The organism is Nonomuraea sp. NPDC050786, assembly GCF_040654115.1.
Taxonomy (GTDB): domain Bacteria; phylum Actinomycetota; class Actinomycetes; order Streptosporangiales; family Streptosporangiaceae; genus Nonomuraea.
The window spans coordinates 16653-37413 of the sequence record NZ_JBFAHJ010000042.1 but is presented as its reverse complement, the minus strand read 5'-3'; the positions used below and the strand labels follow the sequence as shown (position 1 = coordinate 37413).

Genomic DNA, 20761 nt, shown 5'->3' with positions numbered 1-20761 from the left:
CTCCCCGCCGCGGGGAGGGGCGATTTCTCGAGGTGTCGACGAAGAGCAGGCTCAGCGGCGCTGAGTGGCCCAGCGGCGGATCGTGTCGATCCGCTCCTGGATCTGCTCCGCCGTCGCCTGCGCGATCGGCGGGCCGCCGCAGGAACGCCGGAGCTCCGAGTGGATGACGCCGTGCGGCTGCCCCGTGCGGTGGTTCCAGGCGCCGACCAGGCCGTTGAGCTCGCGCCTCAGCTCGGCGATCTGCTCGTGCGGCGCCAGGGTCTCGCTCGGCTGCTCCGCCGCCTGCTTGCGCTTGGCCGCCTGCTGGTCGGACTGGCGCTTGCGCAGCAGCGTCGCCACCTGGTCGGGCTCCAGCAGCCCCGGCAGCCCGAGGAAGTCCTCCTCCTCGGCCGAGCCGATCTCCGCGCCGGTGCCGAACTCGCCGCCGTCGAACAGCACCCGGTCGAACGTGGCCGACGTCTCCATCGTCTCGAACGGGAGCTCGTCGCCCAGGACGTCGGGATTGTCCTTCTGGCGGTTGGCCTGCTCGAGAAGGCTGTCGTCGAGGCCGTCCTCCGGGGGCCGCTTGTTGAGCACGTGGTCGCGCTCCACCTCCATCTCGTTGGCCAGCCCCATGAGGGTGGGCACCGAGGGGAGGAAGACGGAGGCGGTCTCGCCGCGCTTGCGCGCGCGCACGAAGCGGCCCACGGCCTGGGCGAAGAAGAGCGGGGTGGAGGTGGAGGTGGCGTAGACGCCCACGCACAGGCGCGGGATGTCGACGCCCTCCGACACCATGCGTACGGCCACCAGCCAGCGGGCCTGCGAGGCCGCGAACTCCTTGATCTTCTTCGACGCCCCGGGGTCGTCGGAGAGCACGACCGTGGCGCCCTCGCCGGTGATGTTGCGCAGGTGCCGGGCATAGGCCCGGGCGGTCTCGTGGTCGGTGGCGATGACCAGGCCGCCCGCGTCGGGCACGCCCCTGCGCACCTCCGTGAGACGGCGGTCGGCGGCCTGCATGACCTGGCGGATCCAGTCGCCCTTGGGGTCGAGCGCGGCCCGCCACGCCTGCGAGAGCTGGTCCTTGGTGAGCGGCGTGCCGAGCGTCGCGGCGATCTCGTCGCCCGCCCGGGTGCGCCACTTCATCTCGCCGGAGTAGGCCAGGAAGATGACCGGGCGCACGACGCCGTCGTCGAGCGCGGGACCGTAGCCGTAGGAGTAGTCGGCGACGCTGCGCTTGAGGCCCTCGACGTCCTCCTCGTAGGCGACGAAGGGGATCGGGTTGTCGTCCGACCTGAACGGGGTGCCGGTGAGCTGGAGGCGGCGGGTGGCGGGCTCGAACGCCTCGCGCACGCCGTCGCCCCACGACTTGGCGTCGCCCGCGTGGTGGATCTCGTCGAAGATCACCAGCGTCTTGCGCGCCTCCGTGCGTGCCCTGTGCAGCGCGGGGTGCATGGCGACCTGCGCGTACGTCACCGCGACGCCCGTGTAGTCGCGCGAGGTCGCGCCCTGGCTGTTCTTGAACTCGGGGTCGATGGCGATGCCGACCCGCCCGGCGGCGTCGGCCCACTGGCGCTTGAGGTGCTCGGTGGGCGTGACGATGGTGATCGCCTTGATCACCCCGTTGGCGAGCAGCTCGCTGGCGATCCGCAGGGCGTAGGTCGTCTTGCCCGCGCCCGGCGTCGCCACGGTGAGGAAGTCACGCGGCTCGCGCCTGAAGTAGAGGTCGAACGCCTCCTGCTGCCAGGCACGCAGTTTGGGCGCGGTGCCCCATGCGGCTCGGTCTGGATAGGAAGGCGAAAGGTGGGACGCGGCGAAGGTGCTCACCGCATCACCTCTGGGGTTCGTGTGCTTCGCTTTCTCACAGTGACCCAAGGGTAATCGGGCCCACCGACAAGACGTGCCGAGAGCCGAGGATTCTGGCCAAGGTCATCTCCACGTGCTATGCCGCTTATCTGATCTTCGCCATGACCGAGTCCAGCGCCTGTCTGCGAGCGGTGTCCTCGGGTTGGAGCAGCCCGACGAGCAGGACTCCGTCGCCGCTGCGAGTGAGCAGTGTCACTCTCATGAACGCCGGCCGGTTGACCACATCCTGATATTCCGCCCGCAGCGCCCGCGTGCGCCCGCCCGGGAGCTCCTTGTTCTCGACGACCGTCACCCGGTCGCCCTTGAGCAGCAGCCTGGAGTAGAGCTCGGCGGCCTCCGTCGTCGCCTTCTCGGCGTTCTCCACGGGCCCGGGGACGGGCCTGGCCATGACGAGCCCGCCGCCACCGTCCCTGATCACCGACGTGAACCCCGTCACCGGCGCCACCGCCCCCTGACTCCACCCCTGCGGCAACGTCACGGTCACCCCGGCCAGCGAGTCGCTCAGCCGGGCGCTCTCCGCCGGTGGCGCGGTGATCCGCAGCACGACCCCGCTCGCGCCCGCCACCAGGGCCACCCCGGCCAGCACCGCCGCCGCCACGCCCGCCCACCGCCGCCAGGCGGGCCTTGGCGCCCGCATGCGCGGCCCCGGGGCCGCCGGGGTGCCGCGCAGCCGGGCGGACGGCGGAAGCGCCTCCCAGGGGTCCTCATCGCGCTTCACGGTCCTGCGGATGCGCGGGTTCCAGGGCTCGTCCGGTTCGGGGTCCAGCGGGGAGGGCTCGTCCGGTTCGGGGTTCCGTCGCGGGTTCCAGGTCTTGTCCGGTTCGGGGTTCCGGCGCGGGTTCCAGGTCTCGTCCGGTTCGGGGTTCCGGCACGGGGAGGGCTCGTCCGGCTCGGGTTTCCGGCGCGGGTAGGGCTCGCCGCGTACCGGCCGCAGGTCGAGCGGATGCGGGTGGCGGCGTATCGGCTCGGTGTCACGGACGGGCTCCGGCTGCCGGCGTACCGGCTCGGCCTCACGGGCGGGCTCGGGGTCCGGCACGGCCTCCAGGGGGCCTGTGCGCCCGCGCCGCGGCTCCTCCTCGTGAGGCGGGCCCCACGTGTACCGCGGAGGAGTACGGCGGTGCCTCGGGCCCGGCTGAGGCGGCCAGACACGGCGATCATCCTCCATGGCACCTCCCTGTCCCGCTGTCCTATCACTCCTCGGGACGAGCGGCAGGAGAACCGTGGCGGCTGTGACAGGAGGGGTGGAATTCAGCGGGTGCGTCCCGCGAGCGCGGTGGCGCTCAGCGCGATGGCGGCCATGAGGCACGAGATCACCACGAACCCGGTGGAGATCTGGGACGGGGCGTGCCCGATCAGGTTGACCAGCGCGCCGCCGATCCCGACCGACAGCGCGGAGCCGAGCATGTCCGTGACCGACAGGGCGGCCGAGTTGGCCCCCTGTTCGTTCACGGGCGACTGCTTCAACGCCGTGACGCTGACCGTGGTCATGCCGAACCCCATCCCGAACCCGGCGACGATCCACGCGGGCACCGCGATCCACCCGGTCACCCCAGGAAGGACGCAGAGCACACAGATCAGGATCGCGACGGTGACGCACCCCGCCCCCAGCCGGATCCTCTTGTACGCCTCCCCCTCCTGCCTGCTCTGCAGGTACGACCCCGTCGACCAGCCGATCGCCCCGGTCGTCAGCGCGATCCCCGCGTAGCTCGGGTCGAAGCCCTTCACCTCTTCCAGCGCCAGCGGGATGAAGGAGTTCACGCCGAAGAAGGCGGCCGAGAAGAACCCGCGCATCAGCACGGTCGTCGCCAGCCCGCGCCCGAAACGCAGCGCCCTCGGCGGCAGCAGCCGGTACAGCCCGTAGACGAGGAACGCGAGCCCCGCCACCGTCTCGACGGCCGCCGGCACGGCGTCCACGTGCAGCCGGTCCACCCCGTGCAGCAGCACCCCGGCTCCGCCCGCCGTGGCGGTGGCGGCCAGCGTCATCGCCAGCGGCTTCGACCGCGGTCCCTGCGAGGGCGCGGCCTCCGACGAGGACGGCATGCGCAGCGCCGGCACGAGCATCGCCAGGGCGGGCACGACCAGCGGGATGATCCCGAAGAAGACGTAGCGCCAGCCCCAGTGCCCGGCCACGAACCCGGCCACGGCCGGCCCCACCATGGCGGGCACCACCCAGGCCGCGGAGACCGCCGCGAACACCTTGGGCCGCAGCCCCGACGGATAGACCCGCGCGATCATCACGAGCAGCGCCACGATGGAGGCCCCCGCCCCGAGGCCCTGCACGGCCCGCGCCACGAGGAACAGCCCCGCCGACTGCGCCGCTCCGGCCAGCGCCATGCCCGCCACGAAGAGCACCACCCCGGCCAGGAACGGCAGCGCGTAGCCGCGCCGGTCCGACCAGAGCCCCGCCACCACGTTCGCGAAGAGGCTGGCGATGAGGAAGGCGGAGATGCTGATCCCGTAGAGGTTGAGGGCGTTCAGCTCCTTCGCCACCGTCGGCATGATGACGGCGACCGACATGCCCTCGAAGGCGACCAGCGTGATCGTCAGAACGATGCCGACCGTCGCGGTGCGGAATTCGGGCGCGAGGATGCGCGTGGGCATGTGCGGAGTGTCGAGTGCCTTCGGTCCTGTCACCTACACATCGTAATTTGCCGGACACCTACGCCGATGTCACGTGCCGGTACACCACCCACATCTCGTGCATGCGCTCGGCCTGCGCCCGCGTGAACTCCGACATGCACCGGTCGTAGGCGTAGTCCATGAAGTTGCGGGTGGGGTCGGCGCCCGGGTTCGCGCAGGTGTCCTTCTCCGGCGGGCAGCCCTCGGTCGGCCCGGCCTCCATCGGGGTGTCGTCGATGCCGTCGCCGGGCGCCGCGCAGCCGTTCTCGAACGGGTGGAAGAGGCCGAGCCAGTGCCCGACCTCGTGCACTCCGGTGAACCCGCGGTTGTACTCGGCCATCGGGCCGCCGGGCAGGCTGCGCCAGTCGATCACGACGCCGTCGAGGCCGGGGGACCCGGCGTACCAGAAGGGGTAGCTGGCGAAGCCCAGCATCTGCGCGTTGAGCTGGGCGATGTAGAGGTTGAGCGTGGCGGCGTCGCCGCGGTGCAGCTTCGCCTTCATCGGCCGCTCGTTGCCGATGGGGTCGGTGAACCACAGGGCGTTCTCGTGGACCGTGACGCCCTCGAGCTTGAAGCGCACGCCGGTGTCAACGCCGCCGTAGCCGCCGGCGTACGCGGAGTTGAGCGCCTTGATCTGGGCCGCGACGTCCTGGTCGGAGACCCGGCGCGGGCCGGCGGTGATGATGTGCACCCAGGTGGGCACGGTGATGCGGGACGGCGGTGTGACGCCGCCCAGCCTCCTGGCCAGCTCGGAGGCGACCTTGGCCACGTCTTCCGGCCTGGGCGAACGTGGCCAGGGACCCCGCTGGGCATGGGCGGCGCAGCCTGCCGCGTGCGCGGCCTCGGGCCGGAGCGGCGGCGTGTGCCCGGCCGCGAGCAGGCATGCCAACGAGACGGCGGCCACGCGCCGGGCCATGCGATCCCCCACTACGAACGCGAGCTGGTCTGGTTACCGACCGTAACTCGACGTGGTGGGATTACCGCTCAGCAACACTCACTGCTTGTCGTCGCCGTCGCCGCCACCCGCGGGCAGGCCCTCGTAGATCTCCTTGCACTCCGGGCAGACCGGATATTTCTTGGGGTCGCGGCTGGGCACCCAGACCTTGCCGCACAGGGCGCGGATGGGCGTGCCCGTCACCATGCTCTCGGTGATCTTGTGCTTGTCCGCGTAGTGGGCGAACCGCTCGTGATCGCCGTCGCCGTGCGACGTCCGCGGCGTGGTCTCCTGCTCTGGGAGGATCTTCGTGGTGCTCACCCACTGATTTTATGCCCGCCCGCCCCTTGGTCCCCCACACAGCGGTACGGCCCCCGCCGCGTGGCGAGGGCCGTACGTGCAGCCGGAGGTCAGCCCACGTGGACGGGCGCGCCCTCGGTCTTCCTGCCGGCCTTGACGAACACCGTCAGCGCGGCGGTCAGCACCGCGATGCAGGTGCTCACCAGGAAGGCCACGTGCATGCCGTCCATGAAGGAGTTGTGCACGGCGTCGCCGATCTGCTGCGGCAGGCCGGGCGGCACCTTGCCGAAGGAGGCCGCCTTCTCCAGCCCGGCAAGCTGGTCGGGCTGGAACATCTTGGCGGCCGGGCCGAGGTAGCCGGGCAACTTGTCGGAGATCTCGCCGGCCATCACGGCGCCCAGGATCGCGGTGCCGAGCGCGCCGCCGACCTGCATGGCCGACTGCTGCACGCCGCCCGCGACGCCGGTGAGATGCACCGGGGCGTTGCCCACGATGATCTCCGTGGCGCCCACGAACACCGGCGACATGCCGAAGGCCAGCAGCACGAACGGGATGGCGCTCTCGATGAACGACGCGTCGATGCCGAGCCGGGACATGAGGAACATCGCGAGGGCGGTGATCAGCAGGCCCGTCGCCATCGTGATCTTCGGCCCCAGCTTGCCGATCGCCATGCCGGCCAGCGGCGAGGCGACGATCATGCCGGCGCTCATCGGCAGCATGCGCAGGCCCGCCTCAAGCGGGGACAGGCCGTGCACGCCCTGGAAGAAGAAGCCCAGGAAGAACATCGCGCCGAACATGGCGAACGCGACCATCATCATCAGCACGGTGCCGATGGAGATCGAGAGGTTCTTGAACAGCGACAGCGGCACCAGCGGCTGGCTCGCCCTGCTCTGCCAGAAGATGAACGCGCCGACCAGCACCACGAACGCGGCCCCGAAGGTCAGCGTCGTGCTGTCGCCCCAGCCCCACTCGGGAGCCTTGATGATCGTCCAGACTAGCGAGAACATCGCGCCGGACAGCAGCACCACGCCGAGCCAGTCGATCCTCGCGAACGTCTGCGCGCGGCTGTCCTTGATCAGGATGGTGCCCAGGACGACAGCGGCGAGGCCGACGGGGGCGTTGATGAAGAAGACCGTCTCCCAGCTCGCGTTCTCGACCAGCAGGCCGCCCACGATCGGGCCGGCGGCACTGGACAGGCCGATGATCGCGCCCCAAGCCCCCATCGCCTGGTTGAGCTTCTCGCCGGGGAACGCTCCACGCAGCAGCGCCAGGGCGGCCGGCTGAAGCAGCGCGCCGAACAGGCCCTGCAGCACCCGCAGGGCGATCAGCGCGCCGACCGGGCTGAGGCCGGGAATGATGTCGGCGAGCTGGGCGCTGAGTCCGATGCCCACCGAAGAGAGGGCGAAGCCGGCCACGCCGATCAGAAAGACGCGCTTGTGCCCGAACAGGTCGCCCAGCTTGCCGGCGGTGATCAGGAACACCGCCAGCGCCAGCAGATAACCGCTGGTCACCCACTGCAGATCGGACAGCGAGGCCTTGAGGTCAGCCTGGATGGACGGGTTGGCGATGCCCACGACGGTGCCGTCGAGCATGACCATGATGACGCCCAGGCTGACCGCCAGCAGCACGAGCCACGGGTTGCCACCTGTCCCCGGTTGCGCCGGGCCGGGCGACGGCGGCGCGTCTACCGCCTTCGCGTGAGCCATGAAGTCCCCCTAAGTAAGCCCCCACCGGGGCAAAGAACGCGTAGTCGACAGGTAATCTATGTCAGAGGATGACTTATCACAATCGATTTTAGATCGTCACTCTATGACTTATGGCACACTGTGACAGAAAGGTTTCGAGGGAGTGGCCACTGTGGGTCTTCGGGAACGCAAGAAGGAGAAGACGCGCCTGGCGATCCTCGACGCCGCGCTCGATCTCTTCCTCGAACAAGGATACGAGTCGACCACGGTGGAGCAGATCGCGGGGGCCGTCGACATCTCCCCCCGCACCTTCTTCCGCTACTTCACCAGCAAAGATCACCTTGTGCTGTGGTTCCATGACCACGGCGAGGAGATCATGCTCGAGACCCTGGACTCCCGCCCCGAGGACGAGCCGGCGTTCACCTCGCTCATGCACGCGCTCCGCGCGGTGCTGCACGACGTCGAGAGCTCAACGCCCGAGGAGACGGAGCGGTTCCTCAAGCTGCGGCGGCTCCTGGACGGCCAGCCGCGCCTGGTCGGGCTCTCGGTGGCCAGGGGCGCGGAGACCGAGCGCCACCTGGTCGAGGCGGTCGCCGCCCGCCGGGGCGTGGACCCCGACGAGGACCAGCTCTCGCACCTGATCGTGGCCTTCGCCTCGTGTGCCATGCGCGTCGGCTTCGAGTGCCCGCGCCGCGACGCCACCGTGCCGGAGATCTCGCGGCGGATGGCGGAGACCATCGAGCTGGCCGAGCGCTCGCTGCGGCCCGGCTGGGACCGCTGAGGGGCGACGGCCCCCGGTCAGTTCATCGTCGGGTCGTCCGGGCACGTCGCCACGAAGGCCAGCTCGCCGGGCTGGCGTCGCAGCACGTGCCGCCAGAGCGCCCTGGGGTCGGCGTGGAAGGTGTCGCCGGCCTCGGAGTCGACGACGTACCAGGCGCCTTCGGCGATCTCGCTCTCCAGCTGGCCGGAGGACCAGCCCGCGTACCCCGCGAAGATGCGCATCTGCGCGATCTCCCCCTGCAGGATCTCAGGCGGCGCGTCCAGATCGACCGTGCCCAGCCGTGAGACGGCCGGAGTGCCCGCGTGCAGCCTGCGCCAGCCGAGCGGCTCCTGACCGCTGGGCACCGCCGCCAGCGCGAGCGCGCTGTCCGTCTGCACGGGCCCGCCCTCGAAGAGCACGGACGGCCCCGTCACCAGCGGGTCCCACACGGGGAGCACCTGCGTCACCGAGATGTCGCTCGGCCGGTTGAGCACCACGCCCAAGGTCCCGCCGTCCTGGTCGTGTTCGAGGATCAGCACGACACTACGCCGGAAATTGGGGTCGTCGAGAAGCGGCGTCGCCACCAACAAACCGCCGACGTAGATCGCTTCCGCCATACCTCCATCATGAAGGGTCCGGGGCGGTCTGCGCTCCCCCAGTGCGCTCATGTTACTTTTCGTGCGCACTTGGGCACCTTACGTAGCAAAGATCATGCTGAGGGGAGTTCAATGCGCACAAGTTCACGTGTCGTCCTGGCCGCTCTCGCCGTGTGCGGTGCGCTGCTCCTCCCCCACGAGGCGCAGGCGTGGCCGTGGCCGGACCGCGGCGACGACCCGTTCACGCTGACCGTGGACGACGTGGCCTGCCGCACGGGGCGCGCGGAGATCACACTGCGGAACGTGACCTCCGCCCCCGTGCGTTTCGAGGTCACGGCCGACGGGGAGAGCGTGGCGACCGGCTCGATCGCGGCCCGCAAGACGGTTTCGAGGCAGGTCCGGGTGCGCAAGGGCAGCGCGGCCGAGATCGAGGCGTACTCGGTGGACGGCGACCGCCAGAACGACCTCATCGACTCCACCCGCGTGACGAACGACTGCCCCTGGGGTCACCACCGCGGCAACCTGCCCTTCACCGGCCCGCCCGCCGACCTCATGGCCAAACTCGCCACGGCGGGGGGCCTGATCGTGATGGGCGGCATCCTGTGGTGGTACGGCTCCATCTGGCCGCGCTCGACCCCCTAAGGCGCCGTCTCCGGCATGACGAACGCCCCGGCCCTGGCGGCGGCCAGCGTGCGTGCCACCGACCGCTCGGCGTCCGCCCGGGTCACCGGCTCTCTCGTGATCACCAGCCGGTAGTAGAGCGGCGCCGAGATCGCCCGGATCACCTCGCCGCCATCCGTGCCCTCGGGCAGCTCGCCCCGCTTGACGGCCAGGTCCACGACGCCGGCCCACTCCTCGATCCGGCGCAGATAGAAGACGCGCAGCGCGCCGGCGGCCTGCTCGTCGCAGGTGGCGGCGGCGATCACCGCCTGGAACGTGGCCCCGAGGCGCCCGTCGGTGATCGCCCCCAGGACGGACAGGGCGTTGGCCCTCAGGTCCTCTTCGACGTCACCCGTGTCGGCATGGGGGGTGGACTGGTTCGCCAGCTCGGTCATGAGGTCGGTGACCAGGCCCGCCCTGCTCCCCCAGCGCCGGTAGACGGTGGTCTTGCCGACGCCGGCCCTGGCCGCGACCTGGTCCATGGTCAAACCGTGGAAGCCGTGCTCGACCAGCTCGTCCTGCGTGGCCTCCATGACGGCCGCGCGGACCCTCGCCGTACGGCCCCCTGGCCGCACGGTTCCCGCCGAACGGGAAGGTTGGTCCATCAATTCTCCTTGTCGCAACGTTCCATTTTAACGGAACTTCAATTCCATTAAGGACCGACATCGCGTTTTCCCCTCCTCCTGGACGCGGATGCGCGGTGATCGGTTCCACCCTCGGAGGCGTTCGGCTATGCCGAACGTGACTGCGCTAGGGTGCGGAGTGTGGGAGAGACGATTCAGTCGGTCGAGCGGGCGGCCGCGATCCTCCGCCTGCTCGCCTCAGGGCCGCGCCGGCTCGGTGTGGCCGAGCTGGCCAGGGCGCTCGGCCTGCCCAAGGGCACGCTGCACGGCATCCTGCGCACGCTGGTCCACGTCGGCTTCGTCGAGCAGGACCAGGCCAGCGGGAAGTACCGCCTCGGCGCCACGCTGCTCCATCTGGGCAGCAGCTACCTCGACGTCAACGAGCTGCGCACCCGCGCCATCAACTGGGCCGACGCCCTGGCGGGGCGGAGCAGGGAGAGCGCCTGGATCGGCACCCTCCACGAGGGCCACGTACTGGTGATCCACCACGTGTTCCGGCCGGACGACAGCATGCAGACGCTCCAGGTGGGCACCTACCTGCCGACGCACGCCAGCGCGCTCGGCAAGGTCCTGCTCGCCCACGACCCCTACGGCGAGGCGCCCGGTCCGCCGCTCCAGCCGTACACGAAGCACACCATCGTCGACCCCGCGGCGCTGGAGCAGGAGCTCGACCTGGTCAGGACGCGCGGCTGGGCGGCCGAGACGGAGGAGCTGACCGAGGGCGAGGTGGCCATCGCCGCGCCCATCAAGGACCCGCGTGGCCTGGTGGTGGGCGCCATCGGCATCCGCGGCGCCGTCGAGCGGCTGGCCGCCGACGGCGTCCTGCACATGGAGTTCGTCTCGTACGTACGGGACGCCGCCCGCGCGATCACCCGCTCACTTGAACATCCGTAAGGCCACGAAATAGCATTCGTTCGGCATTGCCGAACCAGAACAAGCGAGGAACCTCGTGCCTCGACCTCACTACGTCGCAGCCATCGACCAGGGCACCACGTCCAGCCGCTGCATCGTCTTCGACCAGGCCGGCCACATCATCTCCGTCGCCCAGCGCGAGCACCGCCAGATCTTCCCCAAGCCCGGCTGGGTGGAGCACGACGCGGCCGAGATCTGGCAGGCCGTGCAGGGCGTGCTGGCCGATGCCGTCGGCGGCGCCGGCATCGAGGACGGGCAGATCGCCGCGCTGGGCATCACCAACCAGCGCGAGACCACCGTGCTGTGGGAACGGGCCACCGGCCGGCCCGTCTGCCCCGCGATCGTCTGGCAGGACACCCGCACCGACCAGCTGACCCGGGCGCTGACCGAGCACGAGGGGCTGTTCAAGGAGAAGGCGGGGCTGCCGCTGGCGACGTACTTCTCCGGGCCGAAGATCCGCTGGCTGCTGGACGCGGACCCCGGGCTGCGGGAGCGGGCCGAGCGCGGCGAGGTGCTGTTCGGGACGATGGACAGCTGGCTGCTGTGGAACCTCACCGGCCGCCACATCACCGACGTGACCAACGCCAGCCGGACGATGCTGATGAACATCCACACGCTGGCCTGGGACGACGAGCTGCTCGCCGCGCTCGGCGTGCCCCGCGCGATGCTGCCGGAGATCCGCCCGTCCGCCGAGGTCTACGGGCGCACCGCGGCCGGCGTGCCGGTCGCCTCTGCGCTCGGCGACCAGCAGGCGGCGCTGTTCGGGCAGACGTGCTTCGCGCCCGGCGAGACCAAGAGCACCTACGGCTCCGGCAGCTTCCTGCTGATGAACACCGGCCAGCAGCCTGTCGTCTCCAAGCACGGCCTGCTGACCACCGTCGGCTACCAGATCGGCGACGGCCCCGCCACCTATGCCCTGGAGGGGGCGATCGCGGTCACCGGCTCGCTGGTGCAGTGGCTGCGCGACAACCTGGGCCTGATCTCCAGCGCGGCCGAGATCGAGACGCTGGCCAGGACGGTCGACGACAACGGCGGCTGCTACTTCGTACCGGCCTTCTCGGGGCTGTTCGCGCCGCACTGGCGCTCGGACGCGCGCGGGGTGATCGCGGGGCTGACCGGGTTCGTCAACAAGGGGCACATCGCGCGGGCCGTGCTGGAGGCCACGGCGTGGCAGACCCGCGAGGTGGTCGACGCGATGAACGCCGACTCGGGGCTCGACCTGACCACGCTGCGCGCCGACGGCGGCATGACCGCCGACAACCTGCTCATGCAGACGCTCGCCGACGTGCTCGCGGTGCCGGTGATCCGCCCCATGGTGGCCGAGACGACCGCGCTGGGCGCCGCCTACGCCGCCGGGCTGGCGACCGGCTACTGGCCCGACATCGAGAGCCTGCGCGCCAACTGGCACAAGGCCGCAGAATGGCGCCCGGCCATCGACGAGGCCGCGCGCGAGCGCGAATACCGCAACTGGAAGAAGGCCGTGGCCCGCACCCTCGACTGGGTCGAGCAGTAGGGAGTCTGTACATGAGGACCACGACCGGCGCCGACCGGGCGGAGATCCGCGAGGAGCTCTCCCGCGCCGCCTACGACCTGCTCGTGATCGGCGGTGGCATCCTCGGCACCTCGGTGACCTGGATGGCGGCGCAGGCCGGGCTGCGGGTGGCCATGGTCGACGCGGGCGACTTCGCCGGCGCCACCTCCAGCGCCTCGTCCAAGCTCGTCCACGGCGGCCTGCGCTACCTGCAGACCGGCAACGTCAGGCTGGTCGCCGAGAACCACCGCGAGCGCCGTGCCCTGGCCGCCGACATCGCCCCGCACCTGGTCAAGCCGCTGACGTTCCTGGTGCCGATCTACAAGGGCGGGCCGCACGGGGCGGCCAAGCTGGGCGCGGGGGTGTTCCTGTACTCCGCGCTGTCGGTGTTCGGCGACGGCATGGGCAAGGTGATCACCCCGCACCAGGCTCTCTCCAAGGTGCCGGCGCTGCGTACCGAGGGCCTGCGGGCCGCCGCCGTCTACGGCGACCACCAGATGAACGACAGCCGCGTCGCGGTCATGACCGTCCGGGCCGCCGTGGACGCGGGCGCCGTCGTGCTCAACCACGCCGAGGTCGTCGGGCTGCGCAAGACCGGCGGCACGGGCACGGTCACCGGGGCCGAGCTCCGCGACCGGCTCGACGGCACCGAGTTCGGCGTCTCCGCCCGGCTCGTGCTGAACGCCACCGGGCCGTGGGTCGACCACCTGCGGCGCATGGAGGACCCGGGCGCCGCGCCGAGCATCCGGCTCTCCAAGGGCGCCCACCTGGTCCTGCGCCGCCACGAGCCGTGGAAGGCCGCGCTCACCACGCCGATCGACAAGTACCGGGTGTCGTTCGCCATCCCGTGGGAGGACCACCTGCTGCTCGGCACCACGGACGAGGCGTACGAGGGCGACCCCGGCGCGGTGGGCGTCACCGAGGCCGACATCGCCCAGATCCTCGACGAGGCCGGCCACGCGGTACGCGACTCCCAGCTCAGGCGCGAGGACATCACCTACGCCTTCGCCGGGCTGCGGGTGCTGCCCGGCGGGCCCGGACAGGTGACGGCGGCCAAACGGGAGACGGTGCTGACCAGGGGCGCGGGCGGCATGCTCTCGGTGGCGGGCGGCAAGTGGACCACCTACCGCCACATCGGCAGGCACGTCCTCGACACGCTCGCCCACCTGCCGGGGCAGCCGCTGGGCGACGACCTGGCCGACATCCTGCCCGCCGTACCGCTCCCGGGCGTGGCCAGCCCCGACGCGGTGGCCATGCGGCTTTGGACCGACCGCGACCCGGGCGCGCGCATGGACCCGCTGGTGGCCCGGCACCTGGCCACGCATTACGGCTCGATCGCGTTCGACCTGGCCCGGCTCATCCGCGAGGACCCCGCGCTCGGCGAGCGCATCCACCCGGACGGCCCCGACATCTGGGCCCAGGCTGTCTACGCGCGCGACCGCGAGTGGGCGGCCACGGTGGACGACGTCGTACGCCGCCGCACGACGCTCACGGTCCGCGGCCTCGACACACCCGACGTACGGGGCAGGATCGAGGAGCTGCTCGGCTGATCCTGCACCGCCACGAGAACGCCGACCGCCGCCAGGCAGGCCACGATCGACGACCCGCCGTAGGACACGAAGGGCAGCGGCACGCCCACGATCGGCGCGAGCCCGACGACCATGCCGACGTTGATGAACGTCTGCACCGACAGCCAGCAGGCGATGCCCGCGGCGGCCAGCGTCCCGTACGGCGCGGGGCAGCTGCGGGCCGCGACGCGCAGGGCCCTCAGGACCACCGCCCAGAGCAGGACCAGCAGCAGCGCCGCCCCCGCGAAGCCCAGCTCCTCCCCGGCCACGGTGAAGACGAAGTCCGTGTGCTGTTCGGGGACGAACCGCCCGCCGGTCTGGTCGCCGCGGAAGAGCCCCCGGCCGAACAGCCCGCCCGAGCCGACCGTCACCAGCGCCTGCGCCGCGTTGTAGCCCGCGCCCTGCGGGTCGGCCATCGGGTCGGCGAACGTGAGCAGCCGCTGCACCTGGTGCGGGCGGAGCAGCCCGAGGAACCAGGCCCCCGCCGCCGCGGCCACGGCGGCCCCGGCCAGCAGGGCGAGCCGGCGCCGGTGGACGCCGGCGACCAGGAGCATGCCACCCACCGTCGCCACCATGACCATCGCCGTCCCCAGGTCCGGCTGGAGCATGATCAGGCCCAGCGGCGCCGCGGCCGCCGCCAGCGCCATCAGCACCTGCGCTCCGCGCGGCCGTCGCTCGCCGTCCGGGCGGTCCCCGAGCAGGGCGGCCAGGACGAGCACCAGCGTCACCTTCGCCGGCTCCGACGGCTGCAGCTCGAGCCCGCCCACGGACAGCCACGACTGGGCGCCGTTGGCGGTCCTGCCCAGCGGGGTCAGCACGGCTGCCAGGCACAGCAGCGTGCCGACGTACGCGGGCAGCGTCCAGGCACGCAGCGTGCCCTGGCCGGCCAGCGCGACCGCCGTCATCACCACCAGGCCGACCAGCACGTTGGCGATCTGCCGCTTGAGGTACGTCTGGGGGTCCTCCCCCGCCGCCACCATGCGCGGCCGGGTGGCCGACCAGACCAGCACGACGCCGGCCAGGCAGAGCACGACCGCCGGAACGACCAGCCGCCAGTCCATCCTGCGCAGGACGGTCACGACCTGCTCCTTTCCGGCAGCGCCGCCTTCCTGCCCTCCAGGCCGTACATGCCTGCCCAGATCTCCCGTACGGCGGGCGCCGCCGCGTCGCCGCCCGAGCCGCCCTGGGAGATCACGGCGACCACCACGTACCTGGGGTCGTCGGCGGGGGCGAACGACGCGAACCAGGACGTGTCCTCGGCGCCGTACGCCTCCGCCGTGCCCGTCTTGCCCGCCACCGGCAGCTTGCCGAGAGGGAACCCGGAGAAGGCGGCCGCGGCCGTTCCCGACTTCGGGACTTCCGCCAGGGCACTCCGGATGTAGGAGAGCGTCCTGGCGGGGACGGGAAGGCGGCCGGCGACCGGCGGGGTGATCGTGCGGATCAGCGTGCCGTCCGGGCCGCGCACCTCCTTGCCGACGCGCGGGCTGAACAGGGTGCCGCCGTTGGCCAGTGCCGCGTACGCGCGGGCCAGTTGCAGCGGCGTGACCAGCACGTCGCCCTGCCCGATGGAGAAGTTGGCGGCGTCGCCGGGGCTCCACAGGTAGCCGTGGGCGCAGTTCTCGGCGGCGATCGCCTTGAGGTAGGCGGCCCGCGCGGGGTCCCTCTTCGCCGTCCCGGGATAGCCCTCGCGGGCGTCCTTGCAGATCCGGTCCTTGGTCTGCGCCCACTGCCGCCGCTTCCACGCGCTGTCGGGCACCCGGCCCGCCGCCTCGCCCGGGAGGTCCACCCCGGTCCTCACCCCGAAGCCGAAGTCCCTGGCCATGCGCTGCATCGGCTCGCGGGGCCACATCTCGCGCGCGAACCGGTAGAAGATCGTGTCGCAGGACACGACCAGCGCCCGGCGCAGGTCCATGGCGCCGAGGTCGGCGCCCTCGAAGTTGCGGAAGGCCCGGCCGCCGATCCGGTACGAGCCGGGGCAGTCGTAGCGGCCTTCCAGGTCGTAGCCGGAGGCCGCGGCGGCGGCCGTCGAGACCACCTTCCAGGTGGAGGCCGGTGGCCACTGCCCCTGCACGGCCCTGGACACCAGGGGGCTGCCCCGCTCGGCGCTGATCAGCCGCCGGTAGTCGGCCGGCTCGATGCCGCCGGTCCAGACGTCGGGGTCGTAACCGGGGTAGGAGGCCATGGCCGTGACGCGTCCGGTGCGGGCGTCCAGCACGACGGCGGCGCCGGAGTCGGCCTTGCGCGCTCTGCGCACCGCGCGTTCCAGTGCCTTCTCGACGACGGCCTGCACGCGGGCGTCGATGCTGGTGACCAGCGTGGCGCCCGGCGTCGCGGGCTGCTCGCGCTGGGTTCGCAGCACCTGCCCGGCGCTGTCCACCACCACGTCCTGGCTGCCGGGCCGGCCACGCAGGTCGGCCTCGTACGCGGCCTCCAGGCCGTCCTTGCCCACGAGCCCGCCCCCTGAGGTCTCATCAGGCGCCAGGTAGCCCAGCACCTGCGCGGCCAGGTTGCCGCGCGGGTGGTCGCGTACCGGCCGCGGCTCGGCGGTCACGCCGGGGAACTCCTCCGGCCGTTCGACGATCCGCATGGCGTCCCGCTCGGCCACGCCCTCCGCCACCGGGATGGGCTGGTACGGCGACCCTGCCCAGCACGGTTTGCCCACCTTCGGCCCGCACAGCCGGATCCGCCCGGCCAGCTCGCGGTAAGGGCGGTCGAGCAGGGCGGCGAGCCGGCGCAGCGTGGCCCGCCCGTGGTCGGGCTGCCGGCTCAGGGCGACGCGGTCCACGGACACGGCCATGGCGGCGCGGTTGCGGGCCAGCGGGCGCCCCCGGTCATCGAGGATGCGCCCGCGCACGGCCGGGATGGCGATGTGGCGTACGTGGTCGGCGACGGCGGCTTCCGTGTAGCGCTCGCCGTCCAGGATCTGCACCTGCCACAGTCGGCCGAGCAGGGCGACGAACAGCGCGGACACCAGCAACCGGACCAGGAGGAAGCGTCGCATCGGAGTGCCTTCTGAACAGTGACCGGCCGCGCCCGGCGAGCAGGAGCCACACCAGGGGCACGGCGATCAGGTTGAGCGGCAGGGCGGCGAGCGCCGGACGATCCGGCCAGCCGTCGATCAGCAGGGCAGCGAGCGCCGGGCTATCCGGCCAGCCGTCGATCAGCAGACCGGCGCCCGTGGCGGCCAGGGTGCCGGCCGCGCCCCCGGCGAGGATCCCGGCCGCCACGGGAATCTTGCGCGGCAGCAGCCCGCAGGCGTAGCCGAGCACGCAGAGCAGCAGCGCCGTACGGCCCGCGGGCGGGAGCGCGGGCGGGACCAGGTCCGCCACGAGCCCCGTGGCGAACCCGGTCACCGCCCCGGCCACCGGCCCCATGGCCGGCCCCGCCGTCACGGCCACGAGCATGACCAGATCGGGGCCAGCCGGAAGCCGCTCCAGCATGGCCACCTGGAGCAGCGGGGCCAGCACGGCGGCCGCCGCGAACCTAGCCCGCATCGATGATCACGCCTACGACGTCGAGGGTGCCGAACGTGACGGCGGGGCGGACCAGGGCGGTGCGGGTCAGCTGGTCGCGGGCGGGGTCGACGCGCTCGACGGTCCCGACGGGCACGCCGGGCGGGTACGGCGTCCGGCCGCTCGACCCCAGCGTCTCCACCCGCTGGCCGGGGCGGAGCGGGGCGTCGGCGTCGAACAGGCGCAGGGCGAGCAGCCCGTCCCCGCGCCGACCAGTGACCGTGCCAATCGCACCGCCGCTGGCCCGGCCCACCTCGCGACCCGCCGCGCCACCGGCCTCGCGACCCGCCGCGCCACCGGCCTCGCGGCCCGCCTCACCGCCGGTCTCGCGGCCCGCCTTGCGACCCGCCACACCGCCAGCCTCGCGGCCCGCCACACCGCCAGCCTCGCGGCCGGCCGCACCGCCGGTCTCGTCGGAGCCCGTGGCCCGGACACCGACGGCGGCGGAGGGTGCGGTGGGCAGCAGCACGGTGGCTACGCTCGGCCCCGCCTCGATCACCCGGCCCGCCAGGCCGTCGGAGGTGACCACGGCCAGGCCGGGACGGACCCCGGCCCGCGTGCCGGCGTCGATGGCGACGGTGTCGTCGCGCGCCGCAATGACCTGCGCGGTCACCAGGCTCAGACGTGCCCGCCGGGCCTGGGACGCGTCGCGCGGCCCGTCGGCGACGCGCCGCACGTCCCGGGCACCGTGTACGTCACCGACACGGTGAGCGTCCTTGGCACCGTGTGCGTCACCGACACGGTGACCGTCCGTAGCACCGTCGGCATTTCGGGCAACGCGCGGGTCGTCGGCACCGTGAGCCTCCTTGGCGCGGTACGTGGCCAGAAGGTCGGCCCGTTGCGCGTCGCGGGTCCTGGCCGCGCGTTCGGCCCAGAGCTCGGCGGCCAGCCGTACGTTCCGCCGTTCCAGCTCCTCGGCGCGCCGCCGGGCCTCTCCCGCGCCCGCCAGCGCGGACAGGGGACGGGCGGCGGAAGCGAGCGCCTGCTCGGCCGGACCGGTTACGGCGGCGCCCGCGGAGCGCAGGACGGAGGCGCGGCCGCGCAAGTCGAGGGTGATGAGCACGGCCGCGGCGGCCACCAGCAGGACGAGCACGCGCGCGCGACGATGGAGGAATCGCATGGTCAGCGCCTCGGCTCCGGGACCAGCACGCCGTGCAGCCGGTCGAACTCCTCGACGCAGCGCCCCGAGCCCAGCACCACCGAGTGCAGCGGGTTCTCGACGGTCGTGACGGGCATGCCGGTCGCCTCGCCCAGCCGCCGGTCCAGCCCGCGGAGCAGGGCGCCGCCGCCGGTCAGCGTGATGCCGTTCTTCACCAGGTCGCCGGCCAGCTCCGGCGGGCACAGGTCGAGCGCGGTCTGCACGGCGTCGATGATCGCGTGCACCGGCTCCTCGATCGCCTCGCGCACCTCGTCCGCGGAGATCGTGACGGTTCGCGGCAGGCCGCTGATCAGGTCGCGCCCCCTGATCTCGGCCTTCGGCTCCTCCTTCTGCGGCCAGGCGAAGCCCAGCGCGATCTTGATCTCCTCGGCCGTGCGCTCGCCGAGGAGCAGCGAGTGCTCCTTCTTGACGTACGCGATGATCGCCTCGTCGAGCTCGTCGCCGCCGACCCGCAGCGAGCGGGCGGTGACGATGCCGCCGAGCGAGATGACGGCCACCTCGGTCGTACCGCCGCCGATGTCGACGACCATGCTGCCGACCGCCTCGTGCACGGGCAGCCCCGCCCCGATGGCGGCGGCCATGGGCTCTTCGATGATGTAGACCTTGCGCGCCCCGGCCTGGTAGCCGGCCTCCTTGACCGCGCGCTGCTCGACCCCCGTCGTGCCGCTGGGCACGGCCACCACCAGGCGGGGCTGGGCGAAGTAGCGGCGCCGGTGCACCTTCTGGATGAAGTAGCGCAGCATCTGCTCGGCCACGTCGAGCTCGGTGATGACGCCGTCGGCCAGCGGGCGGATGGCCACGATGTGGCCGGGCGTGCGGCCGATCATCTGCTTGGCCTCGTGGCCGACCGCGACGATCTTCTCGGTTCTGGTGTTCAGCGCCACCACGGAGGGCTCGTCGAGGACGATGCCGCGGTTGCGCACGTACACGAGCGTGTTGGCCGTGCCAAGGTCCACTGCCATGTCACGGCCGAGGAAATCGAGCACAGACATGTCTCCCCCCGGGCGGAGCCCGAGCAGGGCGCGGGGCCTTCCGTCTCGGGCGGCAACTCTCTCCGTCTGAGTCCAGAGAAGTTATAACTCCATGAGGAAGTTTGTGCAACATCGATATCCAGCTTTCTCGCAAGCACAGTTGCATGCTGAAGAAGCAGGAGCTAACCTGCGACTCGAATTGGAGGTCCCCCCGGCTCTCGAGCAAGCGAGGAGGTACCGATGCTGCTGACTTCCCTAGACCCGTTCATCCAGGAGTTCGAGCGCCAGTTCGGCCGGCTGACGCCGCGCGTTCTCAACGGCCCCTCGATGCCGATGGACGGCCTGCGTCACGACGACGACGTCGTCCTGCGCTTCGATCTCCCGGGCGTCGATCCGGGCTCCATCGAGGTGACCGTCGATCGCGGCGTGCTCACCGTCAGCGCGCACCGCGAGGAGGAGATCGGCGAGGACGACCGGGTGTTCGTCCGCGAGCGTCCGATGGGCGCCTTCAGCAGGCGCGTCTATCTGTCGGAGCACCTCGACAGCGACCGGATCGAGGCGGGCTACGCCAACGGCGTGCTCACCGTACGCATTCCGATCCTCGAACGCGCGAGACCGCGCAAGGTCGAAGTCCGACGCGGCGAAACCCGGGCCATCCCGGCCTGACCTCGTCCACGGGGGCGGGTGGGCGCCCGCCCCCGAGAGCATGGAACCCATGATGTCCGATCTCCCCTTCGACGACGAGCACGCCCCTCTCTACTCCATGGGGCAGGCCGCCGAGATGCTCCACGTGCAACAGGCCTTCCTGCGCCGCCTGGACCAGCACGACGTCGTCACCCCGAGCCGCTCCGAGGGAGGCCAGCGGCGTTACTCGCGCCGCGACATCATGACCGTCCAGCGCGTCACGCGCATGGCCGACGAGGGCATGACCCTCATCGCGATCCGCCGCATCCTCGAGCTTGAGCGCGAGGTCACCGAGCTGCGCGAGGAGCTCGCCCAGGCGAAGGCCCGCCTCGAGGAGTAGCCGGGCCTCCGCCGACTTCCCACGGCCCCGCATGTGCAGGCGGCGGGGCCGTGTCCATGGGTCCC

Annotated in this window: 19 protein-coding genes and 1 pseudogene; 7 read left to right on the top strand and 13 right to left on the bottom strand. The window is 72.0% G+C overall.

Annotated features, from left to right (window positions below; genetic code table 11):
• Positions 1–51 precede the first annotated feature (51 nt).
• From AB0H84_RS47455 to AB0H84_RS47430, 6 genes are all read right to left on the bottom strand, one after another.
• A complete protein-coding gene (locus AB0H84_RS47455) occupies positions 52–1803 on the bottom strand; it encodes a DEAD/DEAH box helicase (protein WP_357619955.1) in 1752 nt (583 codons plus the stop codon).
• 124 nt (positions 1804–1927) lie between these two features.
• On the bottom strand, positions 1928–2878 hold the full coding sequence (locus AB0H84_RS47450) for a hypothetical protein (RefSeq protein ID WP_357619953.1): 951 nt from the start codon (positions 2876–2878) through the stop codon (positions 1928–1930).
• A 212-nt stretch (positions 2879–3090) separates the two neighbouring features.
• Positions 3091–4476: an MFS transporter gene (locus tag AB0H84_RS47445; RefSeq protein WP_357619951.1), complete on the bottom strand. Its 1386-nt coding sequence runs from the start codon at positions 4474–4476 to the stop codon at positions 3091–3093.
• A 25-nt stretch (positions 4477–4501) separates the two neighbouring features.
• Entirely contained in the window at positions 4502–5377 is an 876-nt protein-coding gene (locus AB0H84_RS47440) for a zinc metalloprotease (RefSeq protein WP_357619949.1), read from the bottom strand.
• A 78-nt stretch (positions 5378–5455) separates the two neighbouring features.
• Positions 5456–5716 carry a DUF3039 domain-containing protein gene (locus AB0H84_RS47435; RefSeq protein ID WP_357619947.1) on the bottom strand — a complete coding sequence of 87 codons (261 nt, stop codon included), beginning with the start codon at positions 5714–5716 and terminating at the stop codon, positions 5456–5458.
• An 89-nt stretch (positions 5717–5805) separates the two neighbouring features.
• Complete coding sequence (locus tag AB0H84_RS47430; protein WP_357619945.1) at positions 5806–7401, bottom strand: DHA2 family efflux MFS transporter permease subunit; 1596 nt, start codon at positions 7399–7401, stop codon at positions 5806–5808.
• A 151-nt stretch (positions 7402–7552) separates the two neighbouring features.
• Between AB0H84_RS47430 and AB0H84_RS47425 the strand changes: the two genes are divergently transcribed.
• Positions 7553–8161 (top strand): TetR family transcriptional regulator, encoded by a 609-nt coding sequence (locus AB0H84_RS47425; RefSeq protein ID WP_357619943.1) that lies wholly within the window; start codon positions 7553–7555, stop codon positions 8159–8161.
• A gap of 17 nt (positions 8162–8178) precedes the next feature.
• On the opposite strand, the gene AB0H84_RS47420 is transcribed toward AB0H84_RS47425, so the two are convergent.
• Positions 8179–8757, bottom strand: coding sequence for a YqgE/AlgH family protein (locus AB0H84_RS47420; protein ID WP_357619941.1), 579 nt, complete (start codon positions 8755–8757; stop codon positions 8179–8181).
• 111 nt (positions 8758–8868) lie between these two features.
• Between AB0H84_RS47420 and AB0H84_RS47415 the strand changes: the two genes are divergently transcribed.
• Entirely contained in the window at positions 8869–9378 is a 510-nt protein-coding gene (locus AB0H84_RS47415; protein ID WP_357619939.1) for a hypothetical protein, read from the top strand.
• On the opposite strand, the gene AB0H84_RS47410 is transcribed toward AB0H84_RS47415, so the two are convergent.
• A complete protein-coding gene (locus tag AB0H84_RS47410; RefSeq protein ID WP_357619937.1) occupies positions 9375–10001 on the bottom strand; it encodes a TetR/AcrR family transcriptional regulator in 627 nt (208 codons plus the stop codon). The genes AB0H84_RS47415 and AB0H84_RS47410 overlap by 4 nt on opposite strands.
• Before the next feature lie 159 nt (positions 10002–10160).
• On the opposite strand from AB0H84_RS47410, the gene AB0H84_RS47405 reads away from it, so the two are divergent.
• The 3 genes from AB0H84_RS47405 to AB0H84_RS47395 are packed head-to-tail and all read left to right on the top strand — an operon-like array spanning position 10161 to position 14012.
• Positions 10161–10913 carry an IclR family transcriptional regulator gene (locus AB0H84_RS47405; protein ID WP_357619935.1) on the top strand — a complete coding sequence of 251 codons (753 nt, stop codon included), beginning with the start codon at positions 10161–10163 and terminating at the stop codon, positions 10911–10913.
• A gap of 55 nt (positions 10914–10968) precedes the next feature.
• Positions 10969–12444 carry a glycerol kinase GlpK gene (glpK, locus tag AB0H84_RS47400; RefSeq protein WP_357619933.1) on the top strand — a complete coding sequence of 492 codons (1476 nt, stop codon included), beginning with the start codon at positions 10969–10971 and terminating at the stop codon, positions 12442–12444.
• 11 nt (positions 12445–12455) lie between these two features.
• On the top strand, positions 12456–14012 hold the full coding sequence (locus AB0H84_RS47395) for a glycerol-3-phosphate dehydrogenase/oxidase (RefSeq protein ID WP_357619931.1): 1557 nt from the start codon (positions 12456–12458) through the stop codon (positions 14010–14012).
• A gap of 14 nt (positions 14013–14026) precedes the next feature.
• On the opposite strand, the pseudogene rodA reads toward AB0H84_RS47395, so the two are convergent.
• From rodA to AB0H84_RS47370, 5 genes and pseudogenes are all read right to left on the bottom strand, one after another.
• Positions 14027–15091: pseudogene (rodA, locus tag AB0H84_RS47390) on the bottom strand (rod shape-determining protein RodA); the annotation flags it as partial.
• 14 nt (positions 15092–15105) lie between these two features.
• Positions 15106–16980, bottom strand: a complete 1875-nt coding sequence (mrdA, locus tag AB0H84_RS47385) for a penicillin-binding protein 2 (RefSeq protein WP_357620065.1) — start codon at positions 16978–16980, stop codon at positions 15106–15108.
• Entirely contained in the window at positions 16862–17524 is a 663-nt protein-coding gene (locus AB0H84_RS47380) for a hypothetical protein (RefSeq protein WP_357619929.1), read from the bottom strand. Before AB0H84_RS47380 ends, mrdA begins: the two co-directional genes overlap by 119 nt.
• Positions 17514–18662, bottom strand: coding sequence for a rod shape-determining protein MreC (locus AB0H84_RS47375; protein WP_357619927.1), 1149 nt, complete (start codon positions 18660–18662; stop codon positions 17514–17516). Before AB0H84_RS47375 ends, AB0H84_RS47380 begins: the two co-directional genes overlap by 11 nt.
• 2 nt (positions 18663–18664) lie before the next feature.
• The gene (locus AB0H84_RS47370) at positions 18665–19693 is read right to left on the bottom strand and encodes a rod shape-determining protein (RefSeq protein WP_357619925.1); all 1029 of its coding nucleotides are present in this window, start codon (positions 19691–19693) and stop codon (positions 18665–18667) included.
• Positions 19694–19912: 219 nt separating this feature from the next.
• Here AB0H84_RS47370 and AB0H84_RS47365 point away from each other — a divergent pair, with 219 nt between their 5' ends.
• Both AB0H84_RS47365 and AB0H84_RS47360 read left to right on the top strand, forming a co-directional pair.
• Complete coding sequence (locus tag AB0H84_RS47365; protein WP_357619923.1) at positions 19913–20338, top strand: Hsp20/alpha crystallin family protein; 426 nt, start codon at positions 19913–19915, stop codon at positions 20336–20338.
• 49 nt (positions 20339–20387) lie between these two features.
• A complete protein-coding gene (locus AB0H84_RS47360) occupies positions 20388–20696 on the top strand; it encodes a MerR family transcriptional regulator (RefSeq protein ID WP_357619921.1) in 309 nt (102 codons plus the stop codon).
• Positions 20697–20761 lie beyond the last annotated feature (65 nt).

Bases quoted from the DNA above. Each gene is read 5' to 3' on its own strand.
- AB0H84_RS47380 (WP_357619929.1), bottom strand. From the start codon at position 17,524: ATGCGGGCTAGGTTCGCGGCGGCCGCCGTGCTGGCCCCGCTGCTCCAG.
- AB0H84_RS47365 (WP_357619923.1), top strand. From the start codon at position 19,913: ATGCTGCTGACTTCCCTAGACCCGTTCATCCAGGAGTTCGAGCGCCAG.
- AB0H84_RS47420 (WP_357619941.1), bottom strand. From the start codon at position 8,757: ATGGCGGAAGCGATCTACGTCGGCGGTTTGTTGGTGGCGACGCCGCTT.
- AB0H84_RS47410 (WP_357619937.1), bottom strand. From the start codon at position 10,001: ATGGACCAACCTTCCCGTTCGGCGGGAACCGTGCGGCCAGGGGGCCGT.
- AB0H84_RS47430 (WP_357619945.1), bottom strand. From the start codon at position 7,401: ATGGCTCACGCGAAGGCGGTAGACGCGCCGCCGTCGCCCGGCCCGGCG.
- AB0H84_RS47395 (WP_357619931.1), top strand. From the start codon at position 12,456: ATGAGGACCACGACCGGCGCCGACCGGGCGGAGATCCGCGAGGAGCTC.
- AB0H84_RS47360 (WP_357619921.1), top strand. From the start codon at position 20,388: ATGATGTCCGATCTCCCCTTCGACGACGAGCACGCCCCTCTCTACTCC.
- AB0H84_RS47370 (WP_357619925.1), bottom strand. From the start codon at position 19,693: ATGTCTGTGCTCGATTTCCTCGGCCGTGACATGGCAGTGGACCTTGGC.
- AB0H84_RS47375 (WP_357619927.1), bottom strand. From the start codon at position 18,662: ATGCGATTCCTCCATCGTCGCGCGCGCGTGCTCGTCCTGCTGGTGGCC.
- AB0H84_RS47440 (WP_357619949.1), bottom strand. From the start codon at position 5,377: ATGGCCCGGCGCGTGGCCGCCGTCTCGTTGGCATGCCTGCTCGCGGCC.
- AB0H84_RS47415 (WP_357619939.1), top strand. From the start codon at position 8,869: ATGCGCACAAGTTCACGTGTCGTCCTGGCCGCTCTCGCCGTGTGCGGT.